This is a genomic window from Thermohahella caldifontis (genome assembly GCF_041153465.1).
GTDB lineage: Bacteria > Pseudomonadota > Gammaproteobacteria > Pseudomonadales > Oleiphilaceae > Thermohahella > Thermohahella caldifontis.
This window is the reverse complement of the sequence record NZ_CP154858.1, coordinates 1,497,815-1,523,907: the sequence shown is the minus strand read 5'-3', so window position 1 is coordinate 1,523,907 and position 26,093 is coordinate 1,497,815. Positions and strand designations below refer to the sequence as shown.

Sequence of the window (26,093 nt, the reverse complement as noted above, 5' to 3'; positions counted from 1 at the left end):
TCACAGAGCAAGGAGAAAACCACATGATCAGCCTTTTCCGCTTCACCCTGGGCGCACTGTTGCTCGGTCTGAGTACGCTGGCCACCTCGGCCACCTACGTGATCGACACGCAGGGCCAGCATGCATTCGTCCAGTTCAAGATCAGCCATCTTGGCTACAGCTGGCTGCTGGGGCGCTTTGACCGCTTTGAAGGCACCTTCGACTACGACCCGGCCAATCCCGGGGCCAGCAAGGTGGACGTCACCATTGACACGTCCAGCGTCAACAGCAATCACGCCGAGCGTGACAAGCACTTGCGCAGCGAGGACTTCCTGTTTGTCGAGAAGTATCCCGGTGCCCGCTTTGTCAGCACCCGCGTGGAGGCTGTGAATGCGGATGAAGCCCGTATCGTCGGTAACCTGACTCTGCGTGGCGTGACGCGGGAGATCGTGATTGACGCACACCGGATTGGCGGGGGCGAGGATCCCTGGGGTGGCTATCGCCAGGGCTTTGAAGGTCGCACGTCGTTTCGCCTGAAGGATTTCGGTATTCCCAAGTATCTCGGACCGGCCTCTGAAACGGTGGAGTTGTACCTGTCTCTGGAAGGTGTCCGCAAGTAATTGCGGGCGGAGATCGGGTTGCCCGAATGTGATTGCGGCCCGGCATCGCCGACAGGGCTGCCCTGCCAGCCTTTGTGAGGCCTAATGAGTCGGCCCGGGTATTTCCGCAAAAAAAGCCCCGCCCTCGGTGAGAAGGCGGGGCTTTCGCGGGGGTTGCCCCGGATCAGTGCTTTCAGCCGTTGAGCAGCGCCCGGGCCTCTGCCTGCCACTTTTCATGGTGACGGACATTGGAGAACTGCGCCAGGATGGCCTTGTCGTCCTCGCTCGGGTTGGCGATCTGCTTCAGAGAGTGAATGCCGGCGGCGTTCATCTTTTTTGCAGTGGCCGGACCGACGCCTGTCAGCTGAGTCAGGTCGTCAATATCTACCTTCTTCTTGCGCGGCGCCGCCTTGGCCGGAGCCGGCTTCCGGGTGCCGGATGCCTTGGGTGCTGCTGTCTTGCCGGAGCGGGACGCGCCCTGCGTTGCCGGTTTCGTCGTTTCGGCGGGTGCGGCCGGTTTTTCTGCTGCGGCCGGCTGAACCTTGTCCGAGGTTTTGGCAGGCTCGTCAGCCTTGGGGCGTGCCAGGCCCAGGCGCTCCAGGAACTGCTGCTGTACATTCTGCAGCTCTTCCAGCATGCGCTGGTATTCGGACTGCAGGCGCTGGAGTTCCTTTTCCCGCAGCTCTTCCATGTCCTTGATCATCTTGCGGAAGGGTTCGGTTACCTGTGCCTGCAGTGACTCGGCCTGCCTGAGCAGGTCGTTCAGCATGGCATTGAACTGCTCCTGCGCCTTGCTGACTTCCTTGGAGACAGTATCCGTTACCTTTTCCAGGTTCTTCTTGATCAGGTCTTTTGCTTTCTTGCCCATGGTTTGACTCCGCCGGGTGATTAGGGATGTGTCCAACCTAAGGGAGAATCGTTGAATAAACAACCTAATTTCCGGAGCGGGATCCGAAAGGTGTCAATCATTCTCCTCAATCGCGACGTTATTCAGCCGGCAGGAGGCAGCCGGTTTCACACACCCGTGCAAATGCGCATGGCAATGTCCATTCCGATCTGGAACAATGCGCGCCACACATCCTGGGAGGGAAACAGGTGCTGGAGTTCAGCGAGTACATCAAGATTCTGGTGGGTCTGATCGCCATCGTGAACCCGTTCGGTGCGGTTCCCGTATTCATCAGCCTCACGGCCCGGGATACACCGGCGCAGCGGCGTGACACGATTCATCAGGCAGCGCTGGCTGTGGGCGTGATCCTTCTGTTGGCTGCCATGTCCGGTGAATTGCTGCTGACTTTTTTCGGCATCACGATCAATTCCTTTCGCGTGGGTGGTGGCATTCTGGTGCTGCTGATGGCCATTTCCATGCTGCATGCCCGCAACAGTCCCGTGAAGCAGACGGAGGAGGAGGTGGATGAGTCGGCGGGGCGCGAGTCCATCTCGGTCGTGCCGTTGGCCATGCCTCTGCTAGCCGGGCCCGGTGCCATCAGTACGGTCATTCTGGCCGCCAACCGGGGGCACGGTGCCGGACACATCCTGCTGATTGCGCTTTGCATCGCGGCCCTCTGTGCGGTCATCTGGACCGTGCTGAACATGTCGCCGCTGATTGTCCGGCGACTGGGATCCACGGGGATCAATATCTGCACGCGTATCATGGGTCTGATACTGGCGGCCATCGCGGTCGAGATCATCGCCAACGGACTCAAGGGGCTGTTCCCCGTTCTGGCAGGCTGACGGGGGCCGGAACGGTTGTGAAAAAAATTTCTGAAGGGGTGTCAACCCAATTCTAAAATGTCCCCTTTTTACCAAAGCTAAAGTGTCCCCTTTGGGTATCCTGTTTCAGGAGGTTACCGACTGCCTGCCGGAGGCCGCTTTACCAACCGGAGAACGTCGCCATGGATGGTCCGGCGCGGGCTTTCTGCCTGAGGATGCCTTTTGTCTGGCTCTCGCCTTGTCGACACGTTGGTGGAGGCTTTTCTCGTCATCCAAAGGGACCGGGGGCTCGCCTTCGCTCAGGATTTGCCAATCCAGTTGATGCCCTTTGTGGAGCACCGTCACATGGCCATCCTGTGCTTCACAGATGGTGATCCGGGCGCCCCGGAGCCGATAGCCCTTTCCATAGCCGGTGAGCTGGTATTCCCGGTTCCTGAACTGAAAGGTCAGGTTCTTTGAGAGCTTTCGGTGGTTGTGCAGGCACAGGATGAGCGCCAGCTCCTCTGGTGTGTGCAGAACGGGGCGGTGAGCATCCGTGGCGTTCTGGGCGGGTTTGGCAAAGCGTGCGTTGAAATCGCGCATAAAGCCCGGCAGCCAGGCATTGGCGGTCTCAATGTCCGAGATGCCCGCAAGACGCAACTCCTTGACGAGGCGGTCCTGAAGCGTCTGGTTGGCACGCTCGACACGCCCCTTGGCCTGAGGGGTATTGGCATGAATGGGCTCGATATCCAGCGTTTTGAGAGCCCGGGTGAACTGGGTCAGCTCACCTTCGCGCTCGGGTTGGTTTACCCGGAAGATGCTGTGCTTGTCGGAATACAAAGCAGCGGGGCGGCCGTGCTCGGCCAGATAGCCTTGCAGTGTCTGCAGGTAAGCCCAGGTGGTCTCGGCCGGGGCGAAGCGTAATGCCATCAGTTCACTGGTGGCGTCATCAATGAACACGATCAGGGTGCAGCGCGGGCCGCGCCCTTCAAACCAGTCATGTGGTGAGCCGTCAATCTGAATCAGCTCGCCGCGACAGGGCCGTCTGGGACGTCGCTGGTGAATCCGGGCGGCCTTGCGTTTTCCGGGTTTCCAGAGTCCGTCAGCGATCATCCACTGTCGGAGGGTCTCGGCTGACAGCTTGTATCCATGCAGTGCGGTGAGTTTTTCACAGGCAAGCGTTGGTCCGAAATCAGGGTAGCGTGTGCGAACCAGAGAGAGTACTTCCTTGCGCACGGCCCCGGGAATTGCATTGCCCGGGCGTTTACCGAGATGGCCGGAAACCAGTCCTGACGGCCCCTTCTGACGAAAGCGGGCGACCAGACGCTTAACTTGCCGGACACTCAGCCCAAGCTGCCGGGCAGCTTCCTGTTGCCGAAGCTGTTTTGCGGTCACCTGCTGAATGATTGCCAGCCGATCGATCGCTTTTTGCGTCATTGCAATGGTCTCCTCTGCCATTGCCCCCTCCTGTATCCCAAAAGGGGACATTTTAGAATTGCGAGAAGGGGACATTACAGCTTTGGGCTAACAAAAATTTCTGAAGGGGTTGACAGGCGCGCCCAAAATCCTGAGAATACGCGCCTCGAAAGCGTGGCAAGGTAGCTCAGTTGGTTAGAGCACAGCACTCATAATGCTGGGGTCGGCGGTTCAAATCCGCCCCTTGCTACCATGTCTTCCTTGGAAAGGCTGCCTGAATACCGGCGGCCTTTTTTATTTCCGTTTGCGTCTTTTGTCTCTCTTTGCATCACGTTGTGGCGGGCCCGGAATTCAGGGGGCATTCGGCGCGGGGACGTCTGTTGCGGCGTGCACCTGTCGTGAGGGTTGTCCGTCCGAATGACCCGCCTGATACCGACCGGCAACTCAGGATGGCCGGGCACTGAGACCGTTGCGGGTTTTACGGATCCAGCTTTCCACATCTGCCATCACATCATCCGGCCGGCGTCCCTGGGTCGGGATGGGCGGGCCCAGCACCACCTGGACCGTACCCGGATATTTGGCGACCGTGCCGCGTGGCCAGCAGTCACCGGCATTGTGGGCGACCGGAACGATGGGCACGCCATTGCGGATCGCCAGCGACGCGGCGCCCTTGTTGTAGCGCACGGTTTCACCCGGCCGCACGCGGGTGCCTTCAGGATAGATGACCACCCAGCGGCCGGCCTTGAGCGCCTCGGAGCCTTGGCGCAGCAGTTGTTTGATGGCGGTCGTCGGCCGATTGCGGTCGATGGCAATGGGGGCCAGGTGACGCACGGCCCAGCCGTAGAACGGTATGGCGAGCAGTTCCTTCTTGAGTACGGCCGACTGGGGCTGTATCAGCCAGCCCAGCAGGTAGGTTTCCCAGGCGCTTTCATGGTTGGCGCAAACCACGCAGGGTGTGTCCGGCAGGTTTTCCCGGCCATGGATCCGGTAGCGTATGCCGGCAACGGTGCGAGCGGTCGTCAGGATGGCGCCGGCCAGTCTTTGGGCGAGGGCGTGCCTGCTCCGGGCGGTGAGCAGGGGACCGAGCACCAGGAACAGGGTGGTGTACACCACCATACCGGGCCCGTACAGGGCATAGAACAGGACACCGCGAATCCAGGGCAACCCGTTTCTCCTTTGTGACGAATTCCGAGCGGGGAGCGCAAGCCTAACAGGTCAAACCTTTCCGGATCAATCCGACTTTTTTGCCATGCGCATTGACCGGCGTCAACATGGAAGGGGCGGGGGCTTCGTATACTGAACCTGCCTGAATATCTGATCTGCCCGCAGAAGGAGGCTGGACGATGATTCAGGCAAAGGTAATATCCGTGAATCCGGTGGAGATATTCAGGCCCTCCCAGGTAGCGAATACGATGCCCCATGACATGAAAGGACTTTCCTGGCCGGCCACGACGAGCTGGACTGCGCTGCTGTATCCCGGGGCAGTCGGCTGGCTGCATCGTGCGGAGCCGTTGCCGAGTGTGCAGGTGGATGCGCTGGCGCAGCACCGGGTATTGCTGACACTGACCGTGCCGCGAATGGAGAGCATGCCCTTCAGCAGCCATGCGGATGTCCGCGCCCGGTGCCGGTATGTCAGTTACGTGGTTCGGGAAATTGATCTCTACCGCCCCCTGCTGGCCGGTCGGGTTGCAGGCATGCACTGGGTGGCCGATCTGGTTCGGTTGCTGTGTCCGCTGGAGCTGACCAAGCTCATGTACAGTCTGAACCGGAAGCTGGGGGTATCCGCGGAGGGGCCCGCGGCCCGCTCGGTGGAGCTGGGCGGGCCGCCGCCCGAAGACGGTGTGTTGCCGTTGCTCAGTGGCCTCGGGTTCACCGACCTCTGTTTCAACTTTGTGGACGGCGAGCACTGGGCCCACGCCACCTTGCAGCAGTGCATCAGTCTTGCCGGGAGTCTGGGATTCGAACGGCTGCACTTTCGTGTCGAATCCGCGCGGGATCTGGATTCCCTTTTGAGGCTGTGCATGCCGGCATCCGTGTTCGTGGAAAGTGATCTGGAAGCCTGTCGCAGCCTTCTGGGTGGTTTCAGAGAAACGGTGCCGGGGTTTTTCGTGCGGTCATCCGGACTCCCTGAAGTGGACGCGCTCTGCGGCCTGGGGTTGGGGGGAATTTCCGCCGCGGCCGAAGGGTTCTGGCAGAACACGGTGCGTCTGGATCACTACTATGAAGCGCTGGATTCCGGTCGGCTGCCGTTATCCGGGCATGGGGGCAAAAATCTACCCATTGAGAGATAATTCCGCCTTTAACCTCCCAGTCTTTTTGGTGTACACTGCCCACATTGCAAGCATTTCATGTTCAGCTTTTCTGGGAGGGATGGCGGATGGGTCAACGGATCGCTTCAGCACCGGATGTGCTGACCAACGATTGTACGCATTGCAGCCTCGGCAAGCTCTGCATGCCGATTGCCGTGTCGGTCGAGGAAATGGATCGCCTGAACGAGGTGATTCATCAGGGGCGCGTTGTGGATCGTGGCGAGCACATATTCTATCAGGATGAACCCTTCCGCTCCTGTTACGCCGTCAAGAGTGGTTCCATCAAGACCTATACCGTCAGCGAAGACGGCGAGGAGCAGATTACCGGCTTCTACCTGCCGGGTGAAGTGCTGGGCCTGGATTCGGTGACCATGGATCGCTATACCTCCTGTGCGATTGCGCTGGAGCGCAGCAGTGTGTGCGAGATACCGCTGAACAAGCTCGAGGAGCTGGCCGGGCAGATTCCTTCCCTGCAGCACCATTTCTTTCAGCTCATGAGTCAGGAGATTCGCGGCAGTCGCCAGCTGGCCGTCATGCTGTCACGGAACTCGGCAGAGGAGCGACTGGCGTCCATGTTCATTGCCCTGAGCAAGCGTCATGAGCGGCGTCATCTGTCGCCGTATCAGTTCCGTCTGCCCATGCCCCGGGCTGATCTGGGCAACTATCTCGGCCTGGCGGTGGAAACCGTCAGTCGTCTGCTGACCCGGTTCTCGAAGATGGGGCTGATGGATGTGAAGGGTCGCGATGTGACCATTCATGACCTCGAGGGGTTGAAGGAAGTCGTCTCCCACGCGACAAGCTGTGAGCGGGCCTGAGAGAATCAGGTCTGCGCATTCAGGTGCCGGAGAACCCGTTCCACCTGTGCGCCCAGATCCCTGCGCCAGGGTCTGGCTTGTATGCCGAAATCATCCCTGAGTTTCTTGCTGCTGGTATGTGACCAGGCTGGCAGCCTGGGGCTGTTTTCCGTGTTCTGCACAAAGTTCAGCGTTCCTTCAATATGGGCCGTTTCCTGTATGTAGCGGACCAGTTCCCGCACACTGACATCTTCCACGCCACCGTAATGATAGACATCCCAGCATTGGGCACCACAGAGAATCTGCTGCGTCATGGCGGTGACCACGCGGGCGACATCGTCTTCGCACACGGGGGAGCAGCGGCTGTCTTCGGGGGCCGGAACCGGTTCATGTGCGCTGAGGGTTGTCAGTATCCGGTGCAGCCAGCCGTCGCGGTTGGAGGTCAGCCGCCAACCCAGACGCAGAACGATGCTCTGGGGGTGTCGGGTCATGAGGTAGCGTTCACAATCGGCCAGGCTCTGTGTCAGAGGCGTGAGGGGCGCCACGGGGCTTCGGCTGGTAAGTCTTTCCGGGGGCTGGCTCTTCAGTATCAGGCAGCTGGACAGCGCCAGTACCGGGCTTTCGGTGTCCAGTCCCCATTGTGTGACCTGCTCCATGGCACCCAGCATGGCATGGCTGGCCTGGGGGGCTTCTGCGCAGGTTTGCAGGCAGGCAAAGCGGGCAGCATGTATCAGTAGTCTGGCATGGCTCAGCGGTCTGGAGTGGAGGAGGTGGCAGTCTCCCGAAAGAATCGGGTGCACGGCGATGCCCTTGTCCATCAGGCGCCGCAGAATGGCGGTGCCCATTGCGGTTTCACTGCCTGTCACGATGACCGTCAAAAAAGGTTCCTCTCTGAATTCAAATGGGACATGTGTACCACCGCAAGGGGCGGAGATCTGGCATAATCATAACGTAGCCATGGTAAGTCCGCCATCCGAAGCGGCATCCACCTGCAATGAGGAAGAAGATGATCAAGAGTCAATCTCATATCGCGGCACCGGTTCCGCAACCCATCATGGACCGCGCGGCACAGCTGATCCATCGCGTGCGCTATGATCAGCCGGCATCCCAGCACGTGGACCTCATGTACGAGGTCATCATGGACATGACGGTGTCGGGCATGGAGTTTTATTTCATGGAGCCCCTGCGTCGCGTCAATGCCGGCAGCATGACCATGAAGATCGCTCAGATGGGGCTTTCGAGCACCCAGAAGGGCATTCGCATGGTCATCAGGAAGGTGTTGCACCGGCTGACGGAAGAGCAGCTGGTGGCCATCACGGGCTTTATCGAGGAGATTCTGTTCGAGGCCGAGGAGGCAAAGGCCGCCTGATCGGCTTCAGACAGCCTGGCGAGGCACCCTGGCGGTCAGGCCGGTCGTCAGGGTGTAGCTGATGGTGTCGGCATGGCGTGCGACTTCGTCCACGCTCAGACCGGGCCCCCAGAGTTCGACGGGGGCGCCGACGTCCACATCCGGATAATCGGTCACATCCACAGTCAGCATATCCATGGAGACCCGCCCCACAAGGGGTACCCTGTGGCCGGCAACCCGGACAGGCGTGCCGGTTCGGGCATGGCGCGGATAGCCGTCTCCGTATCCGGCAGCGACCACCGCAATCCGGCTGTCACGCGGCGCGGTCCAGGTGGCGCCGTAGCCGACGGTTTCGCCCTTTCGTATCCGGTTGACCGCAATCACCTGGCTGATCAGCGTCATGACCGGTTTCAGCCCGAGCGCTTCGGCGCTGCGATCCGCATAAGGGGAGGCGCCGTAGAGACTGATGCCGGGTCGTGCCCAGGTTTCACGGGGATGAATGCCGTTGAACAGGGCGGCGGAATTGGAGGCGCTGAAGTCCAGTGCCCCGGGCAGTGCTTCGGCCAGCCGGCTGACCGTGGCGTGCTGATTGTGCCAGTGTTCGCCTTCGGGTTCGTCGGCGCAGGCATAGTGGGTCATGATGCCGCGCAACTGGTGGTGGCTGTTTTGCAGGGCATCCAGCCAGGTTCTGACTTCCGATGCAGGCAGGCCCAGGCGGCCCATGCCGGTGTTGAACTTGAGCCAGATGGCGCTACCGGTTGCGGTTCTGATCCAGTCCCACTGGGAGGGATGGTGGATGACCCATTCCACCTTGCCCAAGTGAAGGCCCTCGTCCCATTCATCCGGCGAGTAGGGGCCCTGAAGTATCAGTACGGGCGTCCGGATGCCGGCATTACGCAATGCAACAGCTTCATCCAGGCAGGCGACGGCAAGCCGTTCGTTGAGATCTGCCAGGGCGCGTGCCACCAGCACCAGATCATGTCCGTAGGCATTGGCCTTGAGCAATGTCATCAGCCGGGCCGTGCCGGCTATGCCCCGGAGACGCTGCATGTTGTGGCGCAGGGCCTGGGTGTCGATCCGGGCGATGAGCGGTCTCACTCGTAGTTCGCTCCCGCATACTCGGGCGCGAGATCCTCGAAGCGCGTATAGCGTCCCTGGAAGGCAAGGCGAACAGTGCCGATGGGACCGTTCCGCTGCTTGCCGATGATGATCTCGGCAATTCCCTTGTCGGGCGAGTCTTCGTGGTAGACCTCGTCCCGGTAAATGAAAATGATGACGTCGGCATCCTGCTCGATGGCGCCGGATTCCCGCAGATCCGAGTTGACCGGACGCTTGTTGGGGCGCTGTTCGAGGCTGCGGTTGAGCTGGGAGAGGGCGACCACGGGGCAATCCAGTTCTTTCGCCAGCGCCTTGAGAGACCGGGAAATTTCGGAGATTTCAGCCGTCCGGCCTTCGTTGTTGCCCGGCACCCGCATGAGCTGCAGATAGTCGACCATGATCAGGCCCAGCTTGCCGCCGTGCTCGCGCGCCACGCGCCGTGCCCGGGAGCGCATTTCCGTCGGGCTCAGGGCGGGCGTATCATCGATGTAGAGCGGTTTGTCCTTGAGCAGGTTGATGGCCGAGGTCAGGCGGGGCCAGTCTTCGTCATCCAGTTTGCCGGTCCGGACCTTGGTCTGGTCGATACGGCCCAGTGACGAGAGCATCCGCATGACGATGGAATCGGCGGGCATCTCCATGCTGAATACCAGAGTGGGCAGACCGGTTTTCATGAGGGCGTTTTCCACCAGGTTCATGGCGAAGGTGGTTTTACCCATGGAGGGGCGGCCTGCGACGATGATGAGGTCGGAGGGCTGCATGCCCGCGGTCATGTCGTCCAGATCTTTGAAACCGGTTGTCACCCCCGTGATGCTGGCTTCCTGCTCGTAAAGCTGCTGAATCTTTTCCAGCGTCTTGACCAGTACCGGGGCCACCTTTTCCGGGCCGCCCTGGTTGGGGCGGTCCTCGGCGATCTGGAAGACCTTGCGTTCGGCCTCATCCAGAATCTCCTCGCTCTTGAGGCCGGCGGGGTTGTAGGCCTGTTCCTGGATTTCATTGGCCGCGGTAATCAGCCGGCGCAGCACTGCGCGCTCCCGGACGATGTCCGCATAGGCCCGGATGTTTGCTGCGCTGGGGGTGTTGCGGGCCAGCTCGGAGAGATAGGCCAGTCCGCCTGCCTTTTCCAGTTCTCCGCGGCGTTCCAGTTCCTGAGACACCGTGATGGCATCCAGAGGCTGGCTTTCATTGGCCAGTCTGGAGATGGCTTCAAAAATCAGCCGGTGCTCTACGCGGTAGAAGTCCTGGCTGGTGATCAGGTCGGAAACATGATCCCAAGTGCTGTTGTCCAGCATCAGGCCTCCGAGGACGGACTGTTCGGCCTCATTGGAATGAGGGGGCGTGCGCAGTTTCTGGGTATCGTCTTTCACGGCAGGCAGGTACTCTCGGACAGCGAAGTTAGGGATGCGTATTATGGCTTTTTGCGGCAGGGTTGTGAACGCTTGAAACGAAAAGGGCAGCCCGGTGGGCTGCCCTTGCGGTCATCCTTCGTAAAGGATTACTCGGCCACGATGATCAGCTTGACTGCAGTGGTCACATCGCTGTGCAGCTGCAGGGTGATCTCGAATTCACCGGTTTCGCGCAGCGGACCTTGCGGCAGGCGCACTTCGCTCTTGTGAACTTCGGTGCCTGTGGCGCTGATGGCTTCCGCGATGTCGCGGGTGCCGACAGAGCCGAACAGCTTGCCTTCGTCACCGGCCTTGGCAGTAATGGTAATTTCCTTGCCATCCAGTGCTTCGGCGCGTGCCTGGGCAGCTGCCAGCTTTTCGGCAGCCTGCTTTTCCAGCTCGGCACGACGTGCTTCAAATGCTGCCAGGTTTTCCTTGGTGGCAGGTACGGCCTTGCCATAAGGAATCAGGTAGTTGCGTCCATAACCCGGACGGACGGTGACCTTGTCACCCAGGTTGCCAAGGTTGGCGACCTTCTCGAGCAGAATCACTTCCATCTTGCTAAACCTCATTTCTGGGGCGAAACAGGGGCTTCGCCGGCTAATTCTTTACAGATCGTGGCTGTCGGTGTACGGCAGCAGGGCCAGGTAGCGTGCGCGCTTGATGGCAGTTGCCAGCTGACGCTGATAGCGGGCCTTGGTACCGGTAATGCGGCTGGGTACGATCTTGCCGGTCTCAGTGATGTAGCCCTTGAGCAGCTCGATGTCCTTGTAATCGATCTCTTTGATGCCTTCGGCCGAAAAACGGCAGAATTTGCGGCGGCGGAAAAAACGTGCCATGGATGTGCCCCCTTATTCTTCGGTAGCGTCGTCGGATTCGTCGTCGGATTCGTCGGCTTCGGTTGCCAGCGCTTCTTCACGGCGCGGCGCAGAAGCGCGGTCGTCACGACGTGATTCGCGGCTTTCGGCAGCCTTGATCGGCGAAGGCTCGGTTACTGCTTCGTTGCGACGAATGATCAGTTCGCGAAGAATGGCATCGTTGAAGCGGAAGGCGTGAGCCAGTTCGTCCAGCGTGGCCTGATCGCACTCGATGTTCATCAGTACGTAGTGAGCCTTGTGGATTTTCTGGATCGGATAGGCCAGATGGCGACGGCCCCAGTCTTCCAGGCGGTGAATCTTGCCGCCGTTGGCAGTGATGTTCGAGGTGTAGCGCTCGATCATCGCGGGAACCTGTTCACTCTGATCCGGATGTACCAGGATCACAATTTCATAGTGACGCATTGTCTCTCCCTTCGGTTTAAGGCAGCCGGCGAACCTTGGTTCGGCCAGCAAGGAGTTGAATCATGGATTTCAAGAGGCGGTAATTTTAGAGAGGTGGCGATCAAATTGCAAGCAATATCGGTTTGCAGGCAATGACTCGGGGCCGAACGGTTCAGGAGCCGAGTGTCAGGTGCCCGCTGTGCTCGAACGCTTCCAGCTTTTCCAGCCAGGGGGCAAGCACCAGTTTCTGTTCGGCCAGCCATTCGGGGTTGTAGTAGGTTTCCAGGTAGCGTTCGCCGGGGTCGCAGATGAGCGTGACCAGACTGCCCTGTTCGCCCGCCCGGATCATTTCACTCGCAAGCAGGAGTGTGCCGGCGAGGTTGGTGCCGGTGGAGCCCCCGCAGCGGCGTCCCAGATGGCGCATCAGCCAGTGGATGGTGGCCAGGCTGAAGGCGTCCGGGATGACCATCATGCGATCGATGACCTGAGGCTGAAAGGAGGGTTCGACCCTTGGCCGTCCAATGCCTTCAATCCGTGAGCCGGTCGCGAGTGTCAGATTCGGATTGCGTGTGCGGTAGTAGGGTTCGAACACGGAGTTTTCCGGGTCAACGACGCACAGTTGTGTGTTTTCGAGGTACTCCGGCCGGTAGCGGATGTAGCGGCCGATCGTGGCCGAGGTGCCGCCGGTACCGGCGCTCATCACCACCCATGCGGGAATGGGATGGGCCTCATGCTGCATCTGACCGAACAGGCTTTCGGCGATGTTGTTGTTGCCCCGCCAGTCGGTGGCGCGTTCAGCATAGGTGAACTGGTCCATGTAATGGCCGCCCAGTTCTCTCGCAAGTCGTTCGGCTTCACTGTAGAGAGCGGTGGCCGGTACCTTGTGACATTCGCCGCCATAAAATTCGATCTGGGCCAGCTTTTCCCGGGCGGTGTGTTCCGGTACCACGGCAATGAAACGCAGGCCCAGCAGGCGGGCGAAATAGGCTTCGGAAATGGCGGTGCTGCCGCTGGACGCTTCGATGATGGGTGTATCGGGTCCGATATGTCCGTTGCAGAGGCCGTACAGGAAAAGCGAGCGGGCCAGCCGGTGCTTGAGGCTGCCGGACGGGTGGGTGGATTCGTCCTTCAGATAGATCTGGATGCCGTGCTGCGCCAGAATGGGCAGGTCAAAGCGGATCAGGTGCGTATCGGCCGAGCGCTGATAGTCGGCCTGGATGCGGCGTATGGCATCTGCCACCCATTGTCGGTCTGAAGTGGTCATGCGGGTCTCTGACGGTGTGATAGCGGACATTGTGTTGCAGGTGGCGGAATTTGGCAAGGGGAGGGCCGGATGAGCCCGAATGTACCGCGGGCGTGTGAAACGGGGCGTGCCGGGTGCAGGGTCATACTGCAACCGGTATGCGCCGGACGTCCGGGGTGCACGGCGTTTTGCGGGGCTGACCGGGCGTGCGGGCAGAAACCTGGTCCGTACCCCGGTGCGCTGCGCGGCCAAACATCAGGCGGTGTTCGAGTCTCAGTTTGAGGGCTTCCAGTGCCTGAAGCTGGTTCGGGCTCAGGTGTGGCCGCTCCGGGGCCATACCAAGGGTCTGGACGAGCTGGTAGGCGGCTTCATATTCTCCCGCCTGTTCCAGCCAGGCGGCCAGCAGGGGACGCGGGTCTTCCAGCCGCAGACAGGTGGCGGCCTCCGGGTGTCGCCGAAGTGCCTGATACTGTTCGGTGGCGGATCGGAGCCTGGCCAGCGCCTCGCCAAAATCATGCCGTTCCAGATGGCGGGCGTGCTCGATCTGCTCACCCACATTGATCTGCTCGAGCCAGTACGTTGAATCCATGGCGCAATCCGGATTTGAGGTGTTGTTATTGTCGTTATGATCGGTGGCCCATGATAGCGGCCATCCGGACAAATGTAGATGACCAAAGTGTGATGATCTTCCCATTTTTGCATTTGAGGTCGCGTTAAAGTGAGCGCGGTGTCAGAAATTATGTCGCATTTCGACCTTTGGCGTATGGACGCATCCCCTTCTGTCATCCTAGGCTGATGGATACGCCGGGGAGTTTCAAGCCCGGCGTTAGAACGGGTGGCGAGTCACGGGGCTGAATTTCGCGAATGGGCAGGTGCGTGTTCGCGCTGCGCGATGAAGGCGCGGTGCAGAGAACAGCCCGGCGGAGACAAGGATAATCAGGATGACGGTGTCGCGCTGCGTGCGAGCAGGCATTGCAGGACTCATGCTGGGCCTGGCCTGGCCGGTCTGGGCGGGAACGGATCCCGTTTTCCGGGTGTCGGCCGCCAGAATCCCCTTCTATGTGGACAATGAACAACAGGGTCTGTTCATGACCTGGTTCCGGGGCGTGGTGGGGCAACTGCCCTACGAATTCACGATTGACGTGTTCCCGCCCAAGCGTGCACGGCTGGTCTGGGAGATGCGGCGTGCGGATATCTACTTTCCCTATCTTGAAACCTCGGACGAGCAGGGTGTGTTGCGCAGTCAGCCCGTTTTCTGGCAACAGGACCATGCGTTTGTCCGCGTCGGCACGGCCCCCGTGTGCAGCTGGCAGGAACTGGCGTCGCGCCCCATGAGGCTCGGGCTGACGGAAGGGTACGTCTACCCCGCCGGGATGGATGCTGCCATCGGCGAGGACACGGGGCGCGAGGCCGATTGGGTCAACGGTGACGATCTGAATCTGCGCAAACTGGCGGCTGGCCGGATTGACGTGTTTGTGGGGGAGTATCATTCGGGCATGGCCATGATCCGCGAACTGGGGCTGGAAGACAGTCTCATGGCTTCACCCTGTCCGCTGGCACGCCGGCCGGTCAGTATTGCCGTGAGGGATTCGGCTGCGGGTCGCCTGCTGCTGGACAGGCTGAATCAGCACATTACCCGGTATCGCATTCCCGAGGTGGCGGGTGCCATGATGGAAGCCTTTGCCCGAAAACCGTATATGGCTCCCTGGTCACCCGGCTGGGCTCAGGCCGCGGATGCCGAACCGGTGCGCGCGCCTTTCTGACCGGCAGGCCGGCGGCGAGTGATGTCCGGCGCCCTGATCTGAACGCCACGGTGCCGGATCCGTGCCGGGCATCGCGAGGATGCCCGGCCATTCAGAAGCGGTGCTGGCCGGCGTTGATGGCCGCTTCGATCTCCGGTGTCATGCGGGTCCAGACCTTGTCTCCGGGCAGCATGACCCAGACCTCGTCCCCCGGCCGTTCCAGACTGTAGCCCAGTTTCTGAATATCCACCTTGCGATACTTGAACGTGCCGGTCTTTTCAATGGCATCCGTGATGCGCAGGAAGACGGGGACGGCGTAGGGGGGCAGGTTGTCAAACAGGTGCCGGGCGAGGGCGTCCATGTCCAGCGGGCAGGAGCGGTCGGCAGGGACCAGTGTGGCCATGCCGGCCTTGCCATTGGTGCCGGGAATCTCCACGCCATAGACAATGGCTTCTTCGATGCCGGGGAAACCGTCAAAGATGTTTTCCACTTCCGTGGTGGACACGTTTTCGCCCTTCCAGCGGTAGGTATCGCCCATGCGGTCGACAAACTGGAGATGCCGGAAGCCGATTTCCCGCAGGACATCACCGGTGTTGAACCAGGCATCGCCTTTCCTGAAACAATCCCTGAGGATGACCTTTTCGGTGGCTTCCTTTTGTGTATAGCCTTCGAAGCGCCAGCGCCTGGTGATCTTGCCGATCAGGAGACCGGGTTCACCCTTTCTGACGCGGATGAGCCGGCCCTTTTCGTCCCGTACCGGTTCGCGGGTGCCTTCATGGTATTTCACCAGCGCAAAGGGAGCGGTGGAGAAGCCGACCGTATTGTCCAGATTCAGGAAGTTGCTGAATCCGATGTTGCCTTCGCTGGAGCCGTAGAGTTCGGCAACCTGTTCGATGCCGAAGCGTTCCTTGAATTCGCGCCAGATGGAGGGGCGCAGGCCATTGCCGATCATCTTGCGCAGTGAATGGTTGCGGTCGTTGGGCGACGGTGGCTGGTTGAGGAGGTAGCGGCAGAGTTCACCCACGTAGCCGAAACAGGTGGCATGGTAGCGACGCACGTCATCCCAGAAGGCGGAGGCACTGAACTTGCGGCGCACGGCAAGGGTGGAGGCGCCGGCAAGGGTCGCACCCCAGCATACCAGCAGTGCGGTGCCGTGATAGAAGGGCAGGGTGACGTACATGACATCATCGGGCGTCATGGCCAGGGACATGAATCCGAAGCCGCCGTACGCCTTGAACCACTTCTGGTGGCTGGAGGGGGCGGCCTTGGGCAGGCCGGTGGTGCCGCTGGTGAACAGGTAGAAGGCGACGTCACCCGCTCTGGGTGGATCTGCCAGTCGGGGCTTGGTGTCCGGGTAGCGGTTGAGCTGGGTGAGGCCATCCTCGTAGCCTTCCGGGCAGTCGCCGGGCTGATCGGGATCCTGGATCCAGATGATGCGGGTGTGGCCGCTGGCCTGCATTTCCTCCCTCACCGTTTCGAACAGGGGGACCTGTTCGGCGCCGATGACCAGCAGTTTGGGGTGGGTGAGGGTCAGGCTGTGGGCCAGCACCGCGCCCTTCTGGGCGGTATTGATCATGGCGCACGCGGCGCCGAGCTTGTGTGCGCCCATGATGGCGGCAAACAGTTCCGGACGGTTTTCCATGTCGATGGCGATGACATCACCACGGCCGATGCCACGGGCCCGGTAATAATGGGCAAAGCGGTTGGCCCAGGCATCCAGTGCCGCATAGGTCAGCGTCCGGTCACCGTAGAGGATGGCCGGCTGGTTGGGGTGACTGCGTGCATTGTCCTCCAGCACGCTGGCCAGGGTCTTGCGGCTTTCCGGCCCCAGCAGTGCGTAATAATAGTAGCCTTGGACAATTTTCGGGGCACGGCGGCCCAGTTCCGGCAGCTTGCGCAGCACGTCGGGCAGACGGATGCGGTCATCCGCTGTGGTGTGTTCGGTCATCTGGGTTCGGTCTCCTGGTGTTGTTGTTATGTCACATACAGGTCGGGCAGCAGCTTGTCGGCGTTGGGATCGGCCTTGTAACGATCCAGGTCGGTGATGCCGGCTTCCGCCAGAACCTGTTCGTCAATCAGGTGTTGTCCGGTGCGTGTCGCCGGGTCGCCCTTGAGGATCTCGCAGGCGGCATCTGCCATGATGTCCGGCTTGCGTGCCTGGCGGATCAGCATTTCTCCGCCGGGCTGGTGTTCGACGGCTGCCGTGGCAATGAGCGTCCTGGGCCAGAGGCTGTTGACCGCAATGCCATACTTGCGGAATTCCCCCGCCATCCCGAGCGTGAGCATGGACATGCCGTACTTGGTCAGGGTGTAGGGGGCATAGGCCGCGAACCATTTGGGATCCAGGTTCAGGGGCGGCGACAGGTTGAGAATGTGTGCATGGGTGGATGCCTTCAGCGCCGGTAACGCGCGCTGTGCCAGTGCCAGAACCGCCCGGGTGTTGATCTGGTGCATGAGGTCGAATTTCTTGAGAGGCGTGTGTTCGACCGGTGTCAGCGAGATGGCTCCGGCGTTGTTGATGACGACGTCGATTCCCCCGAAGTGCTCGCATGCGGTTTCCACCAGCGTATCCAGTTCATTGTCGTTACGCACGTCACAGCGCACGACCAGTGCCTCACTGCCCAGCTTGCGGATGGCCTCGGCGACTTCCGGCAGGGTACCGGGCAGCTTGGGGTGGGGATCCAGCGTCTTGCCGGCCAGCACTAGTTTGGCGCCCTCGCGGGCCAGGCGCAGGGCCATGGCTCGTCCGATGCCGCGGCTTGCGCCGGTGATCAGGATAACCCGGTCGTGCAGGGGCGATGTCATTCAGCATTCTCCTCGGTCGTGTTCAGATCCAGTTCTGCCACCAGTTGCCGGATGCGGACCTGCTGGCCGGCGCTGACGTGCACGGCGGCGACGGTTCCCGCGGCTCTGGCGCGCAGGGGGTGTTCCATTTTCATGGCTTCAATGACGGCGATCAGGTCGCCGGCTGCCACGGCTTGTCCCGGCTCCACGGCCACGTGCATGACCTGGCCGTCCATGGGGGCCAGGATCTCACGGCTGGCGGCCTCCGCACTGCGTTCGGCCGGCTGATGGGTCAGGTCGTGCCAGACACCTCGCCGTCCCTGCCAGTGCAGGTGGATCTGATGATCCGTACAAGTGTAGTCCACCTGGCTGCGGATCCCATTGACTTCGACGACAAGGCGGCCCGGCGAGCGGGTCAGTGGACGCAGACTGAGACTGTGCGTTCCCAGTCGTGCCGTCAGGGCGCCGTCCCGTTCCGGATGCAGTGTGAGTTCGATCAGATCGTCCCCGTAGCGCAGCTCGTAGGGACTGGCGCTGGGGCTGCTGTTCCAGAATGCGGCACGCTCGACGGGGGCCTGTTCGAGGTGCAGGCAGAGTGCAGCCAGTGCGTGCAGGCTCCTCATCCGGTCTTCGGGTGGCGGGGCCAGCAGGGTGTCGGACCAGGTTTCGGCGAAGGCTGTGGTCGGCCCGGGCTGGTGAAACTCCGGAATGGCCAGAATGGCCTGCAGATAGTCCAGGTTGGTGGTGACGCCCAGTACGCGGGTTTCCTGCAGGGCACGCTGCAGGCGGCGTATGGCCGTGGTGCGGTCGGGCCCCCAGGCGATGATCTTGGCCAGCATGGGGTCGTAGTGCGGGGTGACCTGCCCCCCTTCCACCAGCCCGTGATCCACGCGGATGCCTTCGCCTTCGGGGGCTTGCCAGCGCAGCACCGGGCCACTTTGGGGCATGAAGTTCCGGTGCGGGTCTTCGGCATACACGCGTGCCTCGATGGCGTGTCCGAGGAGGGGGACTTCCGCCTGGGTCAGGGGCAGGGGATCACCTTCGGCAACCCGCAGTTGCCAGGCAACCAGGTCCTGACCGGTGATGCCTTCGGTGACCGGGTGCTCGACCTGCAGGCGGGTGTTCATTTCGAGGAAGTAGAAGTTGCGTTCCGCATCCACGAGGAACTCGACCGTGCCGGCACCCACGTAGCCGCAGGCGCGGGCGGCCTGCACGGCGGCCCGGCCCATGGCATCACGCAATTCAGGTGTCATGAAGGGGGAGGGGGCTTCTTCGATGACCTTCTGATGGCGGCGCTGGACGGAGCAGTCGCGTTCGTTGAGATGGATGACGTTGCCATGCCGGTCGGCAAAGACCTGGATTTCGATATGCCGGGGGGCGATGACCGCCTTTTCCAGAATGAGCGTGTCGGAGCCGAAGGCGTTGCGGGCTTCGGAGCGCGCGGTCCGCAGTTCGGCCAGGAAATCCTCTTCCCGGTCCACGCGGCGCATGCCGCGACCGCCGCCGCCTGCCGAAGCCTTGATCATGACCGGAAAGCCGATCTGGCGCGCGGCGTCCAGCAGCACGCTGTCGTCCCGGTCATCACCTTCGTAACCGGGCACGCAGGGAACGTCCGCCCGGAGCATGGCCAGCTTGGATTCGCGCTTGGATCCCATCAGGCGAATGGCCTCCACTGGGGGGCCGATGAAGGTGAGGCCGGCCTGCTGACAGCGTTCGGCAAAGTCGGCATTCTCGGACAGGAAACCATAGCCGGGATGGATGGCATCGGCGCCGGTGCGCTGTGCAGCCCCGAGAATGGCCTCCATGTTCAGGTAGGAAGCGGACACTGCAGCCGGACCCAGGCAGACTGCTTCGTCAGCCAGACTGACATGGCGGGCATGTCGGTCGGCTTCGCTGTAGACGGCAACCGTGCGGTAGCCCAGATCGTGCGCCGTGCGCAGGATGCGACAGGCGATTTCCCCCGGTTGGCGATCAGAATCTTATGCATCCTTCACCTCCGCCCAGCGGGGCTTGCGTTTCTGCATGAAGGCCAGGGTGCCTTCCTGCCCTTCCTCACCCTGAATGGCGCTGGAGAAAGCGCGGGCGGCATCATCCAGCAGTTCGTCCAGGGGGCGCTCAAGGGTCCCCAGCAGCAGTGCCTTGGTGACGCGGTTGGCGCCCGGTGCGCAGCGGCGGATGCGTTCCAGGGTTTCCTGCACGGCGGCATCCAGAGCCTGCGGGGTGTCTGCCGTCTCGTGAACGAGGCCATATTGCAGGGCCGTGCGGCCATCGAATCGGGCACCGGTCAGGGCGAGGGCACGTGCCCGGGTCAGACCGATCCGCTGCACCACGAACGGGGCAATCTGAGCCGGCGGAATGCCGAGCCCGGTTTCCGGCAGACCGAACTGACAGTCGGCATGTGCCAGGGCGATATCACTGACGCAGGCGAGGCCGAAACCGCCGCCCAGGACGGCGCCTTCCAGAATCGCCACCACGGGGCAGGCGACGCGGTTTGCCCGGGTGATCATGCGCCCGAATGCCCGGTTGAGCTCAAAGAAGGGGTCGCCGTCTCCCTTGGCGGCCCGCGCCCGCGCATTGGCCATGTCACGGATGTCGCCGCCAGCGCAGAAGTGGCCGCCCCTGCCGCGCAGGATGAGCGCCCGGATCCCTGGATTGGCATCGGCAATTTCGAACAGGGTGTTGAGTTCGTTGACCATGTCCAGGCTCATGGCGTTGCGCACGTCCGGCCGGTTCAGCCAGACGTGCACCATGCCGGATTGTTCGTCCAGTTCCAGGGTGGTGAAGTAGGGCCAGTCCATGATTAGCTCTCCTTGCGCTTGCCGGGCAGGATGCCCATGAGCTTGCAGATGATGCCGAGCATGATTTCGTCTGCGCCCCCGCCGATGGAGACCAGACGCACGTCCCGGTAGGCCCGGGAGACGGGGTTGTCCCACATGAAGCCGTTGCCGCCCCAGTACTGGAGGCAGGTGTCGGTGACTTCACGTCCCAGACGGCCGGCCTTGAGCTTGGCCATGGAGGCCAGCTGGGTGACATCCTTGCCGTGGATGTAGAGTTCGCAGGCGCGATAGGTCAGGGCACGCAGGGCCTCGATCTCGGTCTGCAGTTCGGCCAGGCGGAAGTGGATGTACTGGTTGTTGATGAGCGGCTGTCCGAAGGTTTCCCGCTCGCGGCAGTAGCCGATGGTCTGCTCCACACAGCGCTCCAGTGCGCGGATGATGTTGGAGGCGCCCCAGAGGCGCTCTTCCTGAAACTGGATCATCTGGATCATGAAGCCCATGCCTTCGGCACCGATCCGGTTGCGTTTGGGAACCCGGACGTCATCGAAGAACACCTGAGCCGTTTCGGAGCTGCGCATGCCGAGCTTGTCGAGCTTCGGGGCGACTTCGATGCCGGGCAGGTTCATGGGGACGATGATGAGCGACTTGTTCTTGTGCGGCGCACCTTCCGAGGTGTTGGCGAGCAGGCACATGAAGTCAGCCTTGGGGGCGTTGGTGATCCACATCTTGGTGCCGTTGATGATGTAGTCATCGCCGTCACTGCGGGCGGTGGTTTTCAGGCCGGCCACATCGGAGCCGGCGCCGGGTTCGCTCACGCCGATACAGCCCACCGCTTCACCGCGGATGGCCGGTGCCAGAAATTCTTCCTTCAGCTCGTCGGAGCCGAAGCGGGCCAGGGCGGGGGTGCACATGTCGGTCTGGACGCCGATGGACAGGGCTACGCCCCCTGCCGCACAGCACCCCAGTTCTTCGGCCGCCACCATGTTGTAGCTGTAGTCGAGACCCATGCCGCCATACTGTTCCGGCTTGTGGATGCCCAGCAGGCCGAGTTCGCCCATGCGCCGGAAGACGTCATGTATGGGAAACTCGCCGGCCTTTTCCCACTCATCCGCATGCGGGTTGAGCTCGTTTTCCACAAAATTGCGGACGGTGCGGCGCAGTTCGTTGTGTTCCTGAGTGAAAATCATCTGTCTGTCCTCGTTCTTGTTCTGTCAGAATCGGGCAACGCCGAAGGTAATGGGGCGCAGGGACCGGGCCTCGGCCTCATAGCAGATGGACAGGACCTCGCTGAGAACCGCACGGCTGTCCCGCGGGTCGATGAGGCCGTCATCCCAGAGGCGGGCGGTGCCATAGAGGGCGGTCGAGCCCTGATCCAGTTTCGAGGCCGTGGCCTGCTCGATGGCATCAAGCATCTTCGGATCCGGCTCCATGCCCATCTTGCGCTGTTTTTCCTCGGTGACGATGCGCAGTACCTTGCCGGCCTGTGCGCCGCCCATGACGGCGGTGCGCGAATTGGGCCAGGCAAAGATGAAACGCGGATCCAGCCCCCGGCCACACATGGCGTAGTTGCCGGCGCCGTAGGAGCCGCCCACCACCAGCGTGATGCGGGGAACCCGTGCGTTGGCAACGGCCTGGATCATCTTCGAGCCGTGCTTGATGACACCGTTCTGTTCCGAATCCGTCCCCACCATGAAGCCGGTGGTGTTGTGCAGGAACAGCAGGGCGGTATGGCTCTGTTCGCAGAGCTGGATGAACTGGCTGGCCTTGGCCGCCCCCTTGGGGGTGATGGGGCCGTTGTTGCCGATGATGCCCACCGGCCATCCGTCCACCCGGATCCAGCCACAGACGGTCTGGCTGTCGAAATCGGGCTTGAAGTCCAGGTACTCGGAGTCATCCGCTATGCGTGCCAGGATTTCGCGCACGTCATAAGGCTGCCGGGGATCTGCCGGTACGATGCCCAGCAGTTCTTCCGCGTCATAGCGGGGTGGCCGGGGCGGCTGGCGCAAGGGGCTGTCCGGACGGGGCCAGGGAAGGTGATTGAGAATGTCCCGGGCGATCCGGATGCCATCCGCATCGTCTTCGGCCAGAAATTCGGCGGTACCCGCCACGCTGGCGTGCATTTCAGCGCCGCCCAGTTCCTCGTCCGTGGCAATTTCGCCCGTGGCGGCCTTGAGCAGGGGTGGGCCGGCGAGGAACATCTTGGTCTTTTCGCGGACCACGATCACGTAGTCCGACAGTCCGGGCTGATAGGCACCGCCTGCCGTGGCGTTGCCGTGAACCACGGTGATCTGGGGAATGCCCATGGCCGACAGGCGGGCCTGGTTGGCAAAGGCGCGGGCGCCCAGCACGAAGATGTCCGTGGCGTAGTTGAGGTTGGCGCCGCCGGACTCCGACAGGGAGACGATGGGGAGCTTGTTCTCCATGGCGATGGTCTGGATGCGCAGGGTTTTGTCGAGTCCGGCAGGCGTGATGGTGCCCCCCTTGATGGCCGCGTTGTTGATGGCGATCAGACAGCGCTTGCCGGACACGTAGCCGATGCCGGCGATGATGCCGCCACCGGCCATGGAGCCGTCCTTGTCATCGTGCATGCGGTAGCCGGCCAGGGAGCAGAGTTCCAGGAAGGGGCTGTTGCGGTCCAGCAGCAGGCCCAGGCGCTCCCTGGGCAGGAGCTTGCCCTTCTTGTGGAATTTTTCCCGTGCCGCTTCGGCCTTTTCCACCACCTTGCGTTCCACCGCACGGAAGGACGCTATGGCCTCCAGCATGGCGTCGCGGTTGCGGGAAAATTCGTCACTGCCCGGATGAAGCGTGGATTCAATGACCGGCATGACCCGCCTCCTCTTCTTCGATCATCTGAATGACGCGGGGTTTTTCGTAGCGGTGGAAACCCTGCCAGACCTTGACGTTGCGTGCCTTCGGCAGGGGCCAGACACGCCCACCGAGGGGTGCGGCACCGTCAATCCTGAGGGTGCTGCCGGTGATGAATGCAGCGGCATCGCTGAGCAGAAAGCAGATGGCGGCGGAGACTTCCGCTTCCGTTCCCAGGCGCTTGAGCGGCACGCCGTTTTTCAGGCTGGCGATGAAGGTCTTCATGCCGGCATCGTAGTTGTCCATGCCGCTGGAGGCGATCCAGCCGGGCGCAACCGCGTTGACACGGACACCGGACGCTGCCCATTCCACCGCGGCCGTCTTGGTGAGGTTGTCCATGCCGGCCCGGGCGGCACCGGAGTGACCCATGCCGGGCATGCCGCCCCACATGTCCGCGATGATGTTGACGATGGCTCCCCCGTGGCGGTTCATGCTCTGGTTGTACACCTCGCGCGCGACGAGAAAGCCGCCCGTCAGGTTGGTGCGGACGACCGCCTCGAAACCTTTCTGATTGATGCTGGCCAGCGGGGCGGGAAACTGGCCGCCGGCATTGTTCACGAGGCCATGGATCTGCCCCCGTGCCTTGACGATCTCGCGCACGGCCGCCCTGACGGCATCCTCTTCACGGATGTCCAGAGCATGACAGGAGGCGTCACCGCCATCTTCACGGATTTCCGCCGCAACCCGTTCCAGTTTCTCCGGCTTGCGGCCGATGAGCACCACATGGGCTCCCAGCGCCGCCAGTTCGTGCGCGGTGCAGCGGCCGATGCCACTGCCGCCGCCGGTCACGATATGGGTCTGACCGGCAAAGAGTCCGGGACGAAAAATGGTATCAAAGGGCATGATCAGGCATCTCCTTTCAGATCGCGTGCCAGCGCAGCGGACACGGGGACGGGGAATTCGAGCAACTGCTGGGCGAACGCCTTGCCCTGGGGGTCGATGCGCAGGCTCGCCACGCCACCGCCCCCCAGACTGTGGCGCAGGAGCAGGTTCATGGCCGGCAGTCCGGGCATGTACCAGCGCTCGACGGCACCTTTTTCCGGGTCCAGCACGTGTTGCATGTACTCGGCCACGCGCTGTTCCGTCAGGGCCTGCCAGATCCAGGGCATGTACTCGGGACGGCGGGCGATGACGCCGATGTTGCTGTGATCGCCCTTGTCACCGGAACGCGCCCAGGCGAGACGAACCAGCGGGACGGTGGTGTCACCGGTGCCGGCCGGCGCCGGCGGGGTAACAGGCTCCGCCGCCGGGGCCGGTGTGCTTTCGGACAGGGGGACGGGATGAAGCGTGCCGTCCATTTCGAATGCGGCCTCCACCTCACGCTTGGGTACGAGACAGGAGAACAGCCGGATCTTGGGCCAGACATCGGGGCGTCCGCCGACAATGCCGGTGATGCCCGGAGCCATGCCGGTAGCGGCCTGGGCGATTTCCCGGGAAAACAGCACCAGGGCCTTCTTGTCGGGATGAGCCACGCTGATCTTGATCACCAGCTCGCGCGTATCCTGTCGCCGGCCATGCGGGCCGTAGGTGCACTCGGTACCGAGCAGCTCCACGTTCGTGCTGCTGTAGTCGCCATGGCCGGCTTCCTGAAACAGCCTGCGTGTCCGGATCAGGATGGCATCGGCCACCCGCCGTGCCTTGGCCGGAGCGTCCATGCCTGCAAGCAGGAAGGTCGCGGTGCACTTGAAACCGTCCGGCCAGGTGGCGGACACCTTGTAGGTATCCGTGGGCGGACGGCCGCGCGCTCCGGAGACGCGGACGCTATCCGTGCCGGTTTCCTCAAGGTTCACATGGCGGAAATCGCATACCACATCCGGCAGGATATAGCTGCCGGGATCGCCGATCTCGTAAACCAGCTGTTCCGCCACCGTGGCCCGGGTGACGCGGCCGCCGGTGCCGGCCGGCTTGGAGACGGTGAAGGTCCCGTCTGCCTCGCATTCGACGATGGGGAAACCCATGTTGTCGTAGTCCGGAATGGTCTGCCAGTCAGTGAAGTTGCCGCCTGTGCATTGGGCGCCGCATTCGATGATATGGCCGGCGAGACTGCCCTGGGCCAGCTTGTCGTAATCCTGCCAGGACCAGCCGAAGTGGTGTACCAGCGGGCCCAGCACGAGGGCGCTGTCGGCAATGCGGCCGGTGATCACGATGTCCGCGCCGGCATCCAGTGCTGCGGCGATGGCCGGTGCCCCCAGATAGGCGTTCATGCTGACGCACACGGGGGGCAGCGGTTCGCCGGTATCCATCTCGGTGATACCCGTCTTGGCCAATGCGGATTTGCGGGGCAGCAGGTCATCGCCCCGGACCACGGCCACGCGCAGGGAGACTCCCGCCGCCTGGGCCGCTGCCTCCAGGGCCTTGCGGCAGGCATCGGGGTTGACGCCGCCGGCGTTGCTGATGACCTTGATGCCCTGTTCCGCAATCCGTGGCAGCAGGGGGGCCATGACACTGTCCACGAAGTCCCGTGCATAGCCGAGACCGGGATCCCGGAGTTTCTGTCCGGCCATGATGGACAGGGTAATCTCCGCCAGATAGTCAAACACGAGAACATCCAGATTGCCGTGTTCAACCAGTTGCCGTGCGGCGGCGTTGGTATCGCCCCAGAAGGCGGCAGCGCAGCCGATGCGCAGTGGTTTGGGATGGGTGCTCATGAGGTGTTCTGCCTTGTTGTTGTCAGTATGGGGTAACGATACCAAGCAAGCGCTTGGTTTGTAAAGTGGAGGATTTCAGTTAAACTGAAAACAGGTTTGACCTTGAGCCGGCGGTGCCGGCGGGTACAATGGCTTCCTCTTGATGAAGGCGGTGATGATTC

General features: G+C 62.1%; 25 protein-coding genes and 1 tRNA gene. 7 read left to right on the top strand and 19 right to left on the bottom strand.

Going from position 1 to position 26,093, the window contains the following annotated elements; translation table 11 throughout:
* Window positions 1–23: 23 nt before the first annotated feature.
* The gene (locus AAIA72_RS07485; RefSeq protein WP_369602777.1) at window positions 24–599 is read left to right on the top strand and encodes a YceI family protein; all 576 of its coding nucleotides are present in this window, start codon (window positions 24–26) and stop codon (window positions 597–599) included.
* Between the two features lie 172 nt (window positions 600–771).
* On the opposite strand, the gene AAIA72_RS07480 is transcribed toward AAIA72_RS07485, so the two are convergent.
* Window positions 772–1,446, bottom strand: a complete 675-nt coding sequence (locus AAIA72_RS07480) for a helix-hairpin-helix domain-containing protein (protein ID WP_369602776.1) — start codon at window positions 1,444–1,446, stop codon at window positions 772–774.
* A gap of 227 nt (window positions 1,447–1,673) precedes the next feature.
* Between AAIA72_RS07480 and AAIA72_RS07475 the strand changes: the two genes are divergently transcribed.
* Window positions 1,674–2,309, top strand: coding sequence for a YchE family NAAT transporter (locus tag AAIA72_RS07475; RefSeq protein WP_369602775.1), 636 nt, complete (start codon window positions 1,674–1,676; stop codon window positions 2,307–2,309).
* Between the two features lie 105 nt (window positions 2,310–2,414).
* Here AAIA72_RS07475 and AAIA72_RS07470 read toward each other — a convergent pair whose 3' ends face one another.
* Complete coding sequence (locus AAIA72_RS07470; RefSeq protein ID WP_369599988.1) at window positions 2,415–3,725, bottom strand: ISNCY family transposase; 1,311 nt, start codon at window positions 3,723–3,725, stop codon at window positions 2,415–2,417.
* A gap of 134 nt (window positions 3,726–3,859) precedes the next feature.
* Between AAIA72_RS07470 and AAIA72_RS07465 the strand changes: the two genes are divergently transcribed.
* Window positions 3,860–3,936 (top strand) — tRNA-Met (locus tag AAIA72_RS07465).
* A gap of 191 nt (window positions 3,937–4,127) precedes the next feature.
* Here the strand turns inward: AAIA72_RS07465 and AAIA72_RS07460 are convergent.
* Entirely contained in the window at window positions 4,128–4,847 is a 720-nt protein-coding gene (locus AAIA72_RS07460; protein WP_369602774.1) for a lysophospholipid acyltransferase family protein, read from the bottom strand.
* 179 nt (window positions 4,848–5,026) lie between these two features.
* Between AAIA72_RS07460 and AAIA72_RS07455 the strand changes: the two genes are divergently transcribed.
* Both AAIA72_RS07455 and fnr read left to right on the top strand, forming a co-directional pair.
* Window positions 5,027–5,974 carry a hypothetical protein gene (locus AAIA72_RS07455; protein WP_369602773.1) on the top strand — a complete coding sequence of 316 codons (948 nt, stop codon included), beginning with the start codon at window positions 5,027–5,029 and terminating at the stop codon, window positions 5,972–5,974.
* Window positions 5,975–6,060: 86 nt separating this feature from the next.
* Entirely contained in the window at window positions 6,061–6,807 is a 747-nt protein-coding gene (gene fnr / locus AAIA72_RS07450; RefSeq protein ID WP_369602772.1) for a fumarate/nitrate reduction transcriptional regulator Fnr, read from the top strand.
* Window positions 6,808–6,812: 5 nt separating this feature from the next.
* On the opposite strand, the gene AAIA72_RS07445 is transcribed toward fnr, so the two are convergent.
* Window positions 6,813–7,664 (bottom strand): sugar nucleotide-binding protein, encoded by an 852-nt coding sequence (locus AAIA72_RS07445; protein ID WP_369602771.1) that lies wholly within the window; start codon window positions 7,662–7,664, stop codon window positions 6,813–6,815.
* A gap of 128 nt (window positions 7,665–7,792) precedes the next feature.
* Between AAIA72_RS07445 and AAIA72_RS07440 the strand changes: the two genes are divergently transcribed.
* The gene (locus tag AAIA72_RS07440; RefSeq protein WP_369602770.1) at window positions 7,793–8,155 is read left to right on the top strand and encodes a hypothetical protein; all 363 of its coding nucleotides are present in this window, start codon (window positions 7,793–7,795) and stop codon (window positions 8,153–8,155) included.
* 6 nt (window positions 8,156–8,161) lie between these two features.
* Here the strand turns inward: AAIA72_RS07440 and alr are convergent, their stop codons facing one another.
* From alr to AAIA72_RS07405, 7 genes are all read right to left on the bottom strand, one after another.
* Complete coding sequence (alr, locus tag AAIA72_RS07435; RefSeq protein WP_369602769.1) at window positions 8,162–9,232, bottom strand: alanine racemase; 1,071 nt, start codon at window positions 9,230–9,232, stop codon at window positions 8,162–8,164.
* Complete coding sequence (gene dnaB / locus AAIA72_RS07430) at window positions 9,229–10,596, bottom strand: replicative DNA helicase (protein WP_369602768.1); 1,368 nt, start codon at window positions 10,594–10,596, stop codon at window positions 9,229–9,231. The genes alr and dnaB overlap by 4 nt, the downstream gene beginning before the upstream one ends.
* Before the next feature lie 128 nt (window positions 10,597–10,724).
* Window positions 10,725–11,171, bottom strand: a complete 447-nt coding sequence (gene rplI / locus AAIA72_RS07425) for a 50S ribosomal protein L9 (protein WP_369602767.1) — start codon at window positions 11,169–11,171, stop codon at window positions 10,725–10,727.
* A 51-nt stretch (window positions 11,172–11,222) separates the two neighbouring features.
* Window positions 11,223–11,453 (bottom strand): 30S ribosomal protein S18, encoded by a 231-nt coding sequence (gene rpsR / locus AAIA72_RS07420; RefSeq protein WP_369602766.1) that lies wholly within the window; start codon window positions 11,451–11,453, stop codon window positions 11,223–11,225.
* A 12-nt stretch (window positions 11,454–11,465) separates the two neighbouring features.
* Window positions 11,466–11,894 (bottom strand): 30S ribosomal protein S6, encoded by a 429-nt coding sequence (rpsF, locus tag AAIA72_RS07415; RefSeq protein WP_369602765.1) that lies wholly within the window; start codon window positions 11,892–11,894, stop codon window positions 11,466–11,468.
* Window positions 11,895–12,045: 151 nt separating this feature from the next.
* Window positions 12,046–13,137 (bottom strand): PLP-dependent cysteine synthase family protein, encoded by a 1,092-nt coding sequence (locus tag AAIA72_RS07410; RefSeq protein ID WP_369602764.1) that lies wholly within the window; start codon window positions 13,135–13,137, stop codon window positions 12,046–12,048.
* A 121-nt stretch (window positions 13,138–13,258) separates the two neighbouring features.
* Entirely contained in the window at window positions 13,259–13,705 is a 447-nt protein-coding gene (locus tag AAIA72_RS07405) for a hypothetical protein (protein ID WP_369602763.1), read from the bottom strand.
* A 352-nt stretch (window positions 13,706–14,057) separates the two neighbouring features.
* Between AAIA72_RS07405 and AAIA72_RS07400 the strand changes: the two genes are divergently transcribed.
* A complete protein-coding gene (locus AAIA72_RS07400; protein WP_369602762.1) occupies window positions 14,058–14,879 on the top strand; it encodes a substrate-binding periplasmic protein in 822 nt (273 codons plus the stop codon).
* A 91-nt stretch (window positions 14,880–14,970) separates the two neighbouring features.
* On the opposite strand, the gene AAIA72_RS07395 is transcribed toward AAIA72_RS07400, so the two are convergent.
* From AAIA72_RS07395 to AAIA72_RS07360, 8 genes are read right to left on the bottom strand one after another with little or no spacing between them, the layout of a single operon-like run.
* Window positions 14,971–16,806 (bottom strand): long-chain-acyl-CoA synthetase, encoded by a 1,836-nt coding sequence (locus tag AAIA72_RS07395; protein ID WP_369602761.1) that lies wholly within the window; start codon window positions 16,804–16,806, stop codon window positions 14,971–14,973.
* Window positions 16,807–16,832: 26 nt separating this feature from the next.
* Complete coding sequence (locus AAIA72_RS07390) at window positions 16,833–17,663, bottom strand: SDR family oxidoreductase (protein ID WP_369602760.1); 831 nt, start codon at window positions 17,661–17,663, stop codon at window positions 16,833–16,835.
* A complete protein-coding gene (locus AAIA72_RS07385; protein ID WP_369602981.1) occupies window positions 17,660–19,585 on the bottom strand; it encodes a biotin carboxylase N-terminal domain-containing protein in 1,926 nt (641 codons plus the stop codon). The genes AAIA72_RS07390 and AAIA72_RS07385 overlap by 4 nt, the downstream gene beginning before the upstream one ends.
* A gap of 36 nt (window positions 19,586–19,621) precedes the next feature.
* Window positions 19,622–20,440 (bottom strand): enoyl-CoA hydratase/isomerase family protein, encoded by an 819-nt coding sequence (locus tag AAIA72_RS07380; RefSeq protein WP_369602759.1) that lies wholly within the window; start codon window positions 20,438–20,440, stop codon window positions 19,622–19,624.
* Between the two features lie 2 nt (window positions 20,441–20,442).
* Window positions 20,443–21,606, bottom strand: a complete 1,164-nt coding sequence (locus tag AAIA72_RS07375; RefSeq protein WP_369602758.1) for an acyl-CoA dehydrogenase family protein — start codon at window positions 21,604–21,606, stop codon at window positions 20,443–20,445.
* A gap of 24 nt (window positions 21,607–21,630) precedes the next feature.
* Window positions 21,631–23,244 (bottom strand): acyl-CoA carboxylase subunit beta, encoded by a 1,614-nt coding sequence (locus tag AAIA72_RS07370; RefSeq protein WP_369602757.1) that lies wholly within the window; start codon window positions 23,242–23,244, stop codon window positions 21,631–21,633.
* Entirely contained in the window at window positions 23,231–24,127 is an 897-nt protein-coding gene (locus AAIA72_RS07365) for an SDR family oxidoreductase (protein WP_369602756.1), read from the bottom strand. Before AAIA72_RS07365 ends, AAIA72_RS07370 begins: the two co-directional genes overlap by 14 nt.
* A gap of 2 nt (window positions 24,128–24,129) precedes the next feature.
* The gene (locus tag AAIA72_RS07360) at window positions 24,130–25,932 is read right to left on the bottom strand and encodes an acyclic terpene utilization AtuA family protein (protein WP_369602755.1); all 1,803 of its coding nucleotides are present in this window, start codon (window positions 25,930–25,932) and stop codon (window positions 24,130–24,132) included.
* Between the last annotated feature and the right edge of the window lie 161 nt (window positions 25,933–26,093).

Coding starts and splice junctions, on each gene's coding strand:
- AAIA72_RS07485 (WP_369602777.1), top strand. CDS start 24: ATGATCAGCCTTTTCCGCTTCACCCTGGGCGCACTGTTGCTCGGTCTG.
- AAIA72_RS07480 (WP_369602776.1), bottom strand. CDS start 1,446: ATGGGCAAGAAAGCAAAAGACCTGATCAAGAAGAACCTGGAAAAGGTA.
- AAIA72_RS07470 (WP_369599988.1), bottom strand. CDS start 3,725: ATGGCAGAGGAGACCATTGCAATGACGCAAAAAGCGATCGATCGGCTG.
- AAIA72_RS07455 (WP_369602773.1), top strand. CDS start 5,027: ATGATTCAGGCAAAGGTAATATCCGTGAATCCGGTGGAGATATTCAGG.
- fnr (WP_369602772.1), top strand. CDS start 6,061: ATGGGTCAACGGATCGCTTCAGCACCGGATGTGCTGACCAACGATTGT.
- AAIA72_RS07440 (WP_369602770.1), top strand. CDS start 7,793: ATGATCAAGAGTCAATCTCATATCGCGGCACCGGTTCCGCAACCCATC.
- rplI (WP_369602767.1), bottom strand. CDS start 11,171: ATGGAAGTGATTCTGCTCGAGAAGGTCGCCAACCTTGGCAACCTGGGT.
- rpsR (WP_369602766.1), bottom strand. CDS start 11,453: ATGGCACGTTTTTTCCGCCGCCGCAAATTCTGCCGTTTTTCGGCCGAA.
- rpsF (WP_369602765.1), bottom strand. CDS start 11,894: ATGCGTCACTATGAAATTGTGATCCTGGTACATCCGGATCAGAGTGAA.
- AAIA72_RS07410 (WP_369602764.1), bottom strand. CDS start 13,137: ATGACCACTTCAGACCGACAATGGGTGGCAGATGCCATACGCCGCATC.
- AAIA72_RS07405 (WP_369602763.1), bottom strand. CDS start 13,705: ATGGATTCAACGTACTGGCTCGAGCAGATCAATGTGGGTGAGCAGATC.
- AAIA72_RS07400 (WP_369602762.1), top strand. CDS start 14,058: ATGACGGTGTCGCGCTGCGTGCGAGCAGGCATTGCAGGACTCATGCTG.
- AAIA72_RS07395 (WP_369602761.1), bottom strand. CDS start 16,806: ATGACCGAACACACCACAGCGGATGACCGCATCCGTCTGCCCGACGTG.
- AAIA72_RS07390 (WP_369602760.1), bottom strand. CDS start 17,663: ATGACATCGCCCCTGCACGACCGGGTTATCCTGATCACCGGCGCAAGC.
- AAIA72_RS07380 (WP_369602759.1), bottom strand. CDS start 20,440: ATGGACTGGCCCTACTTCACCACCCTGGAACTGGACGAACAATCCGGC.
- AAIA72_RS07375 (WP_369602758.1), bottom strand. CDS start 21,606: ATGATTTTCACTCAGGAACACAACGAACTGCGCCGCACCGTCCGCAAT.
- AAIA72_RS07370 (WP_369602757.1), bottom strand. CDS start 23,244: ATGCCGGTCATTGAATCCACGCTTCATCCGGGCAGTGACGAATTTTCC.
- AAIA72_RS07365 (WP_369602756.1), bottom strand. CDS start 24,127: ATGCCCTTTGATACCATTTTTCGTCCCGGACTCTTTGCCGGTCAGACC.
- AAIA72_RS07360 (WP_369602755.1), bottom strand. CDS start 25,932: ATGAGCACCCATCCCAAACCACTGCGCATCGGCTGCGCTGCCGCCTTC.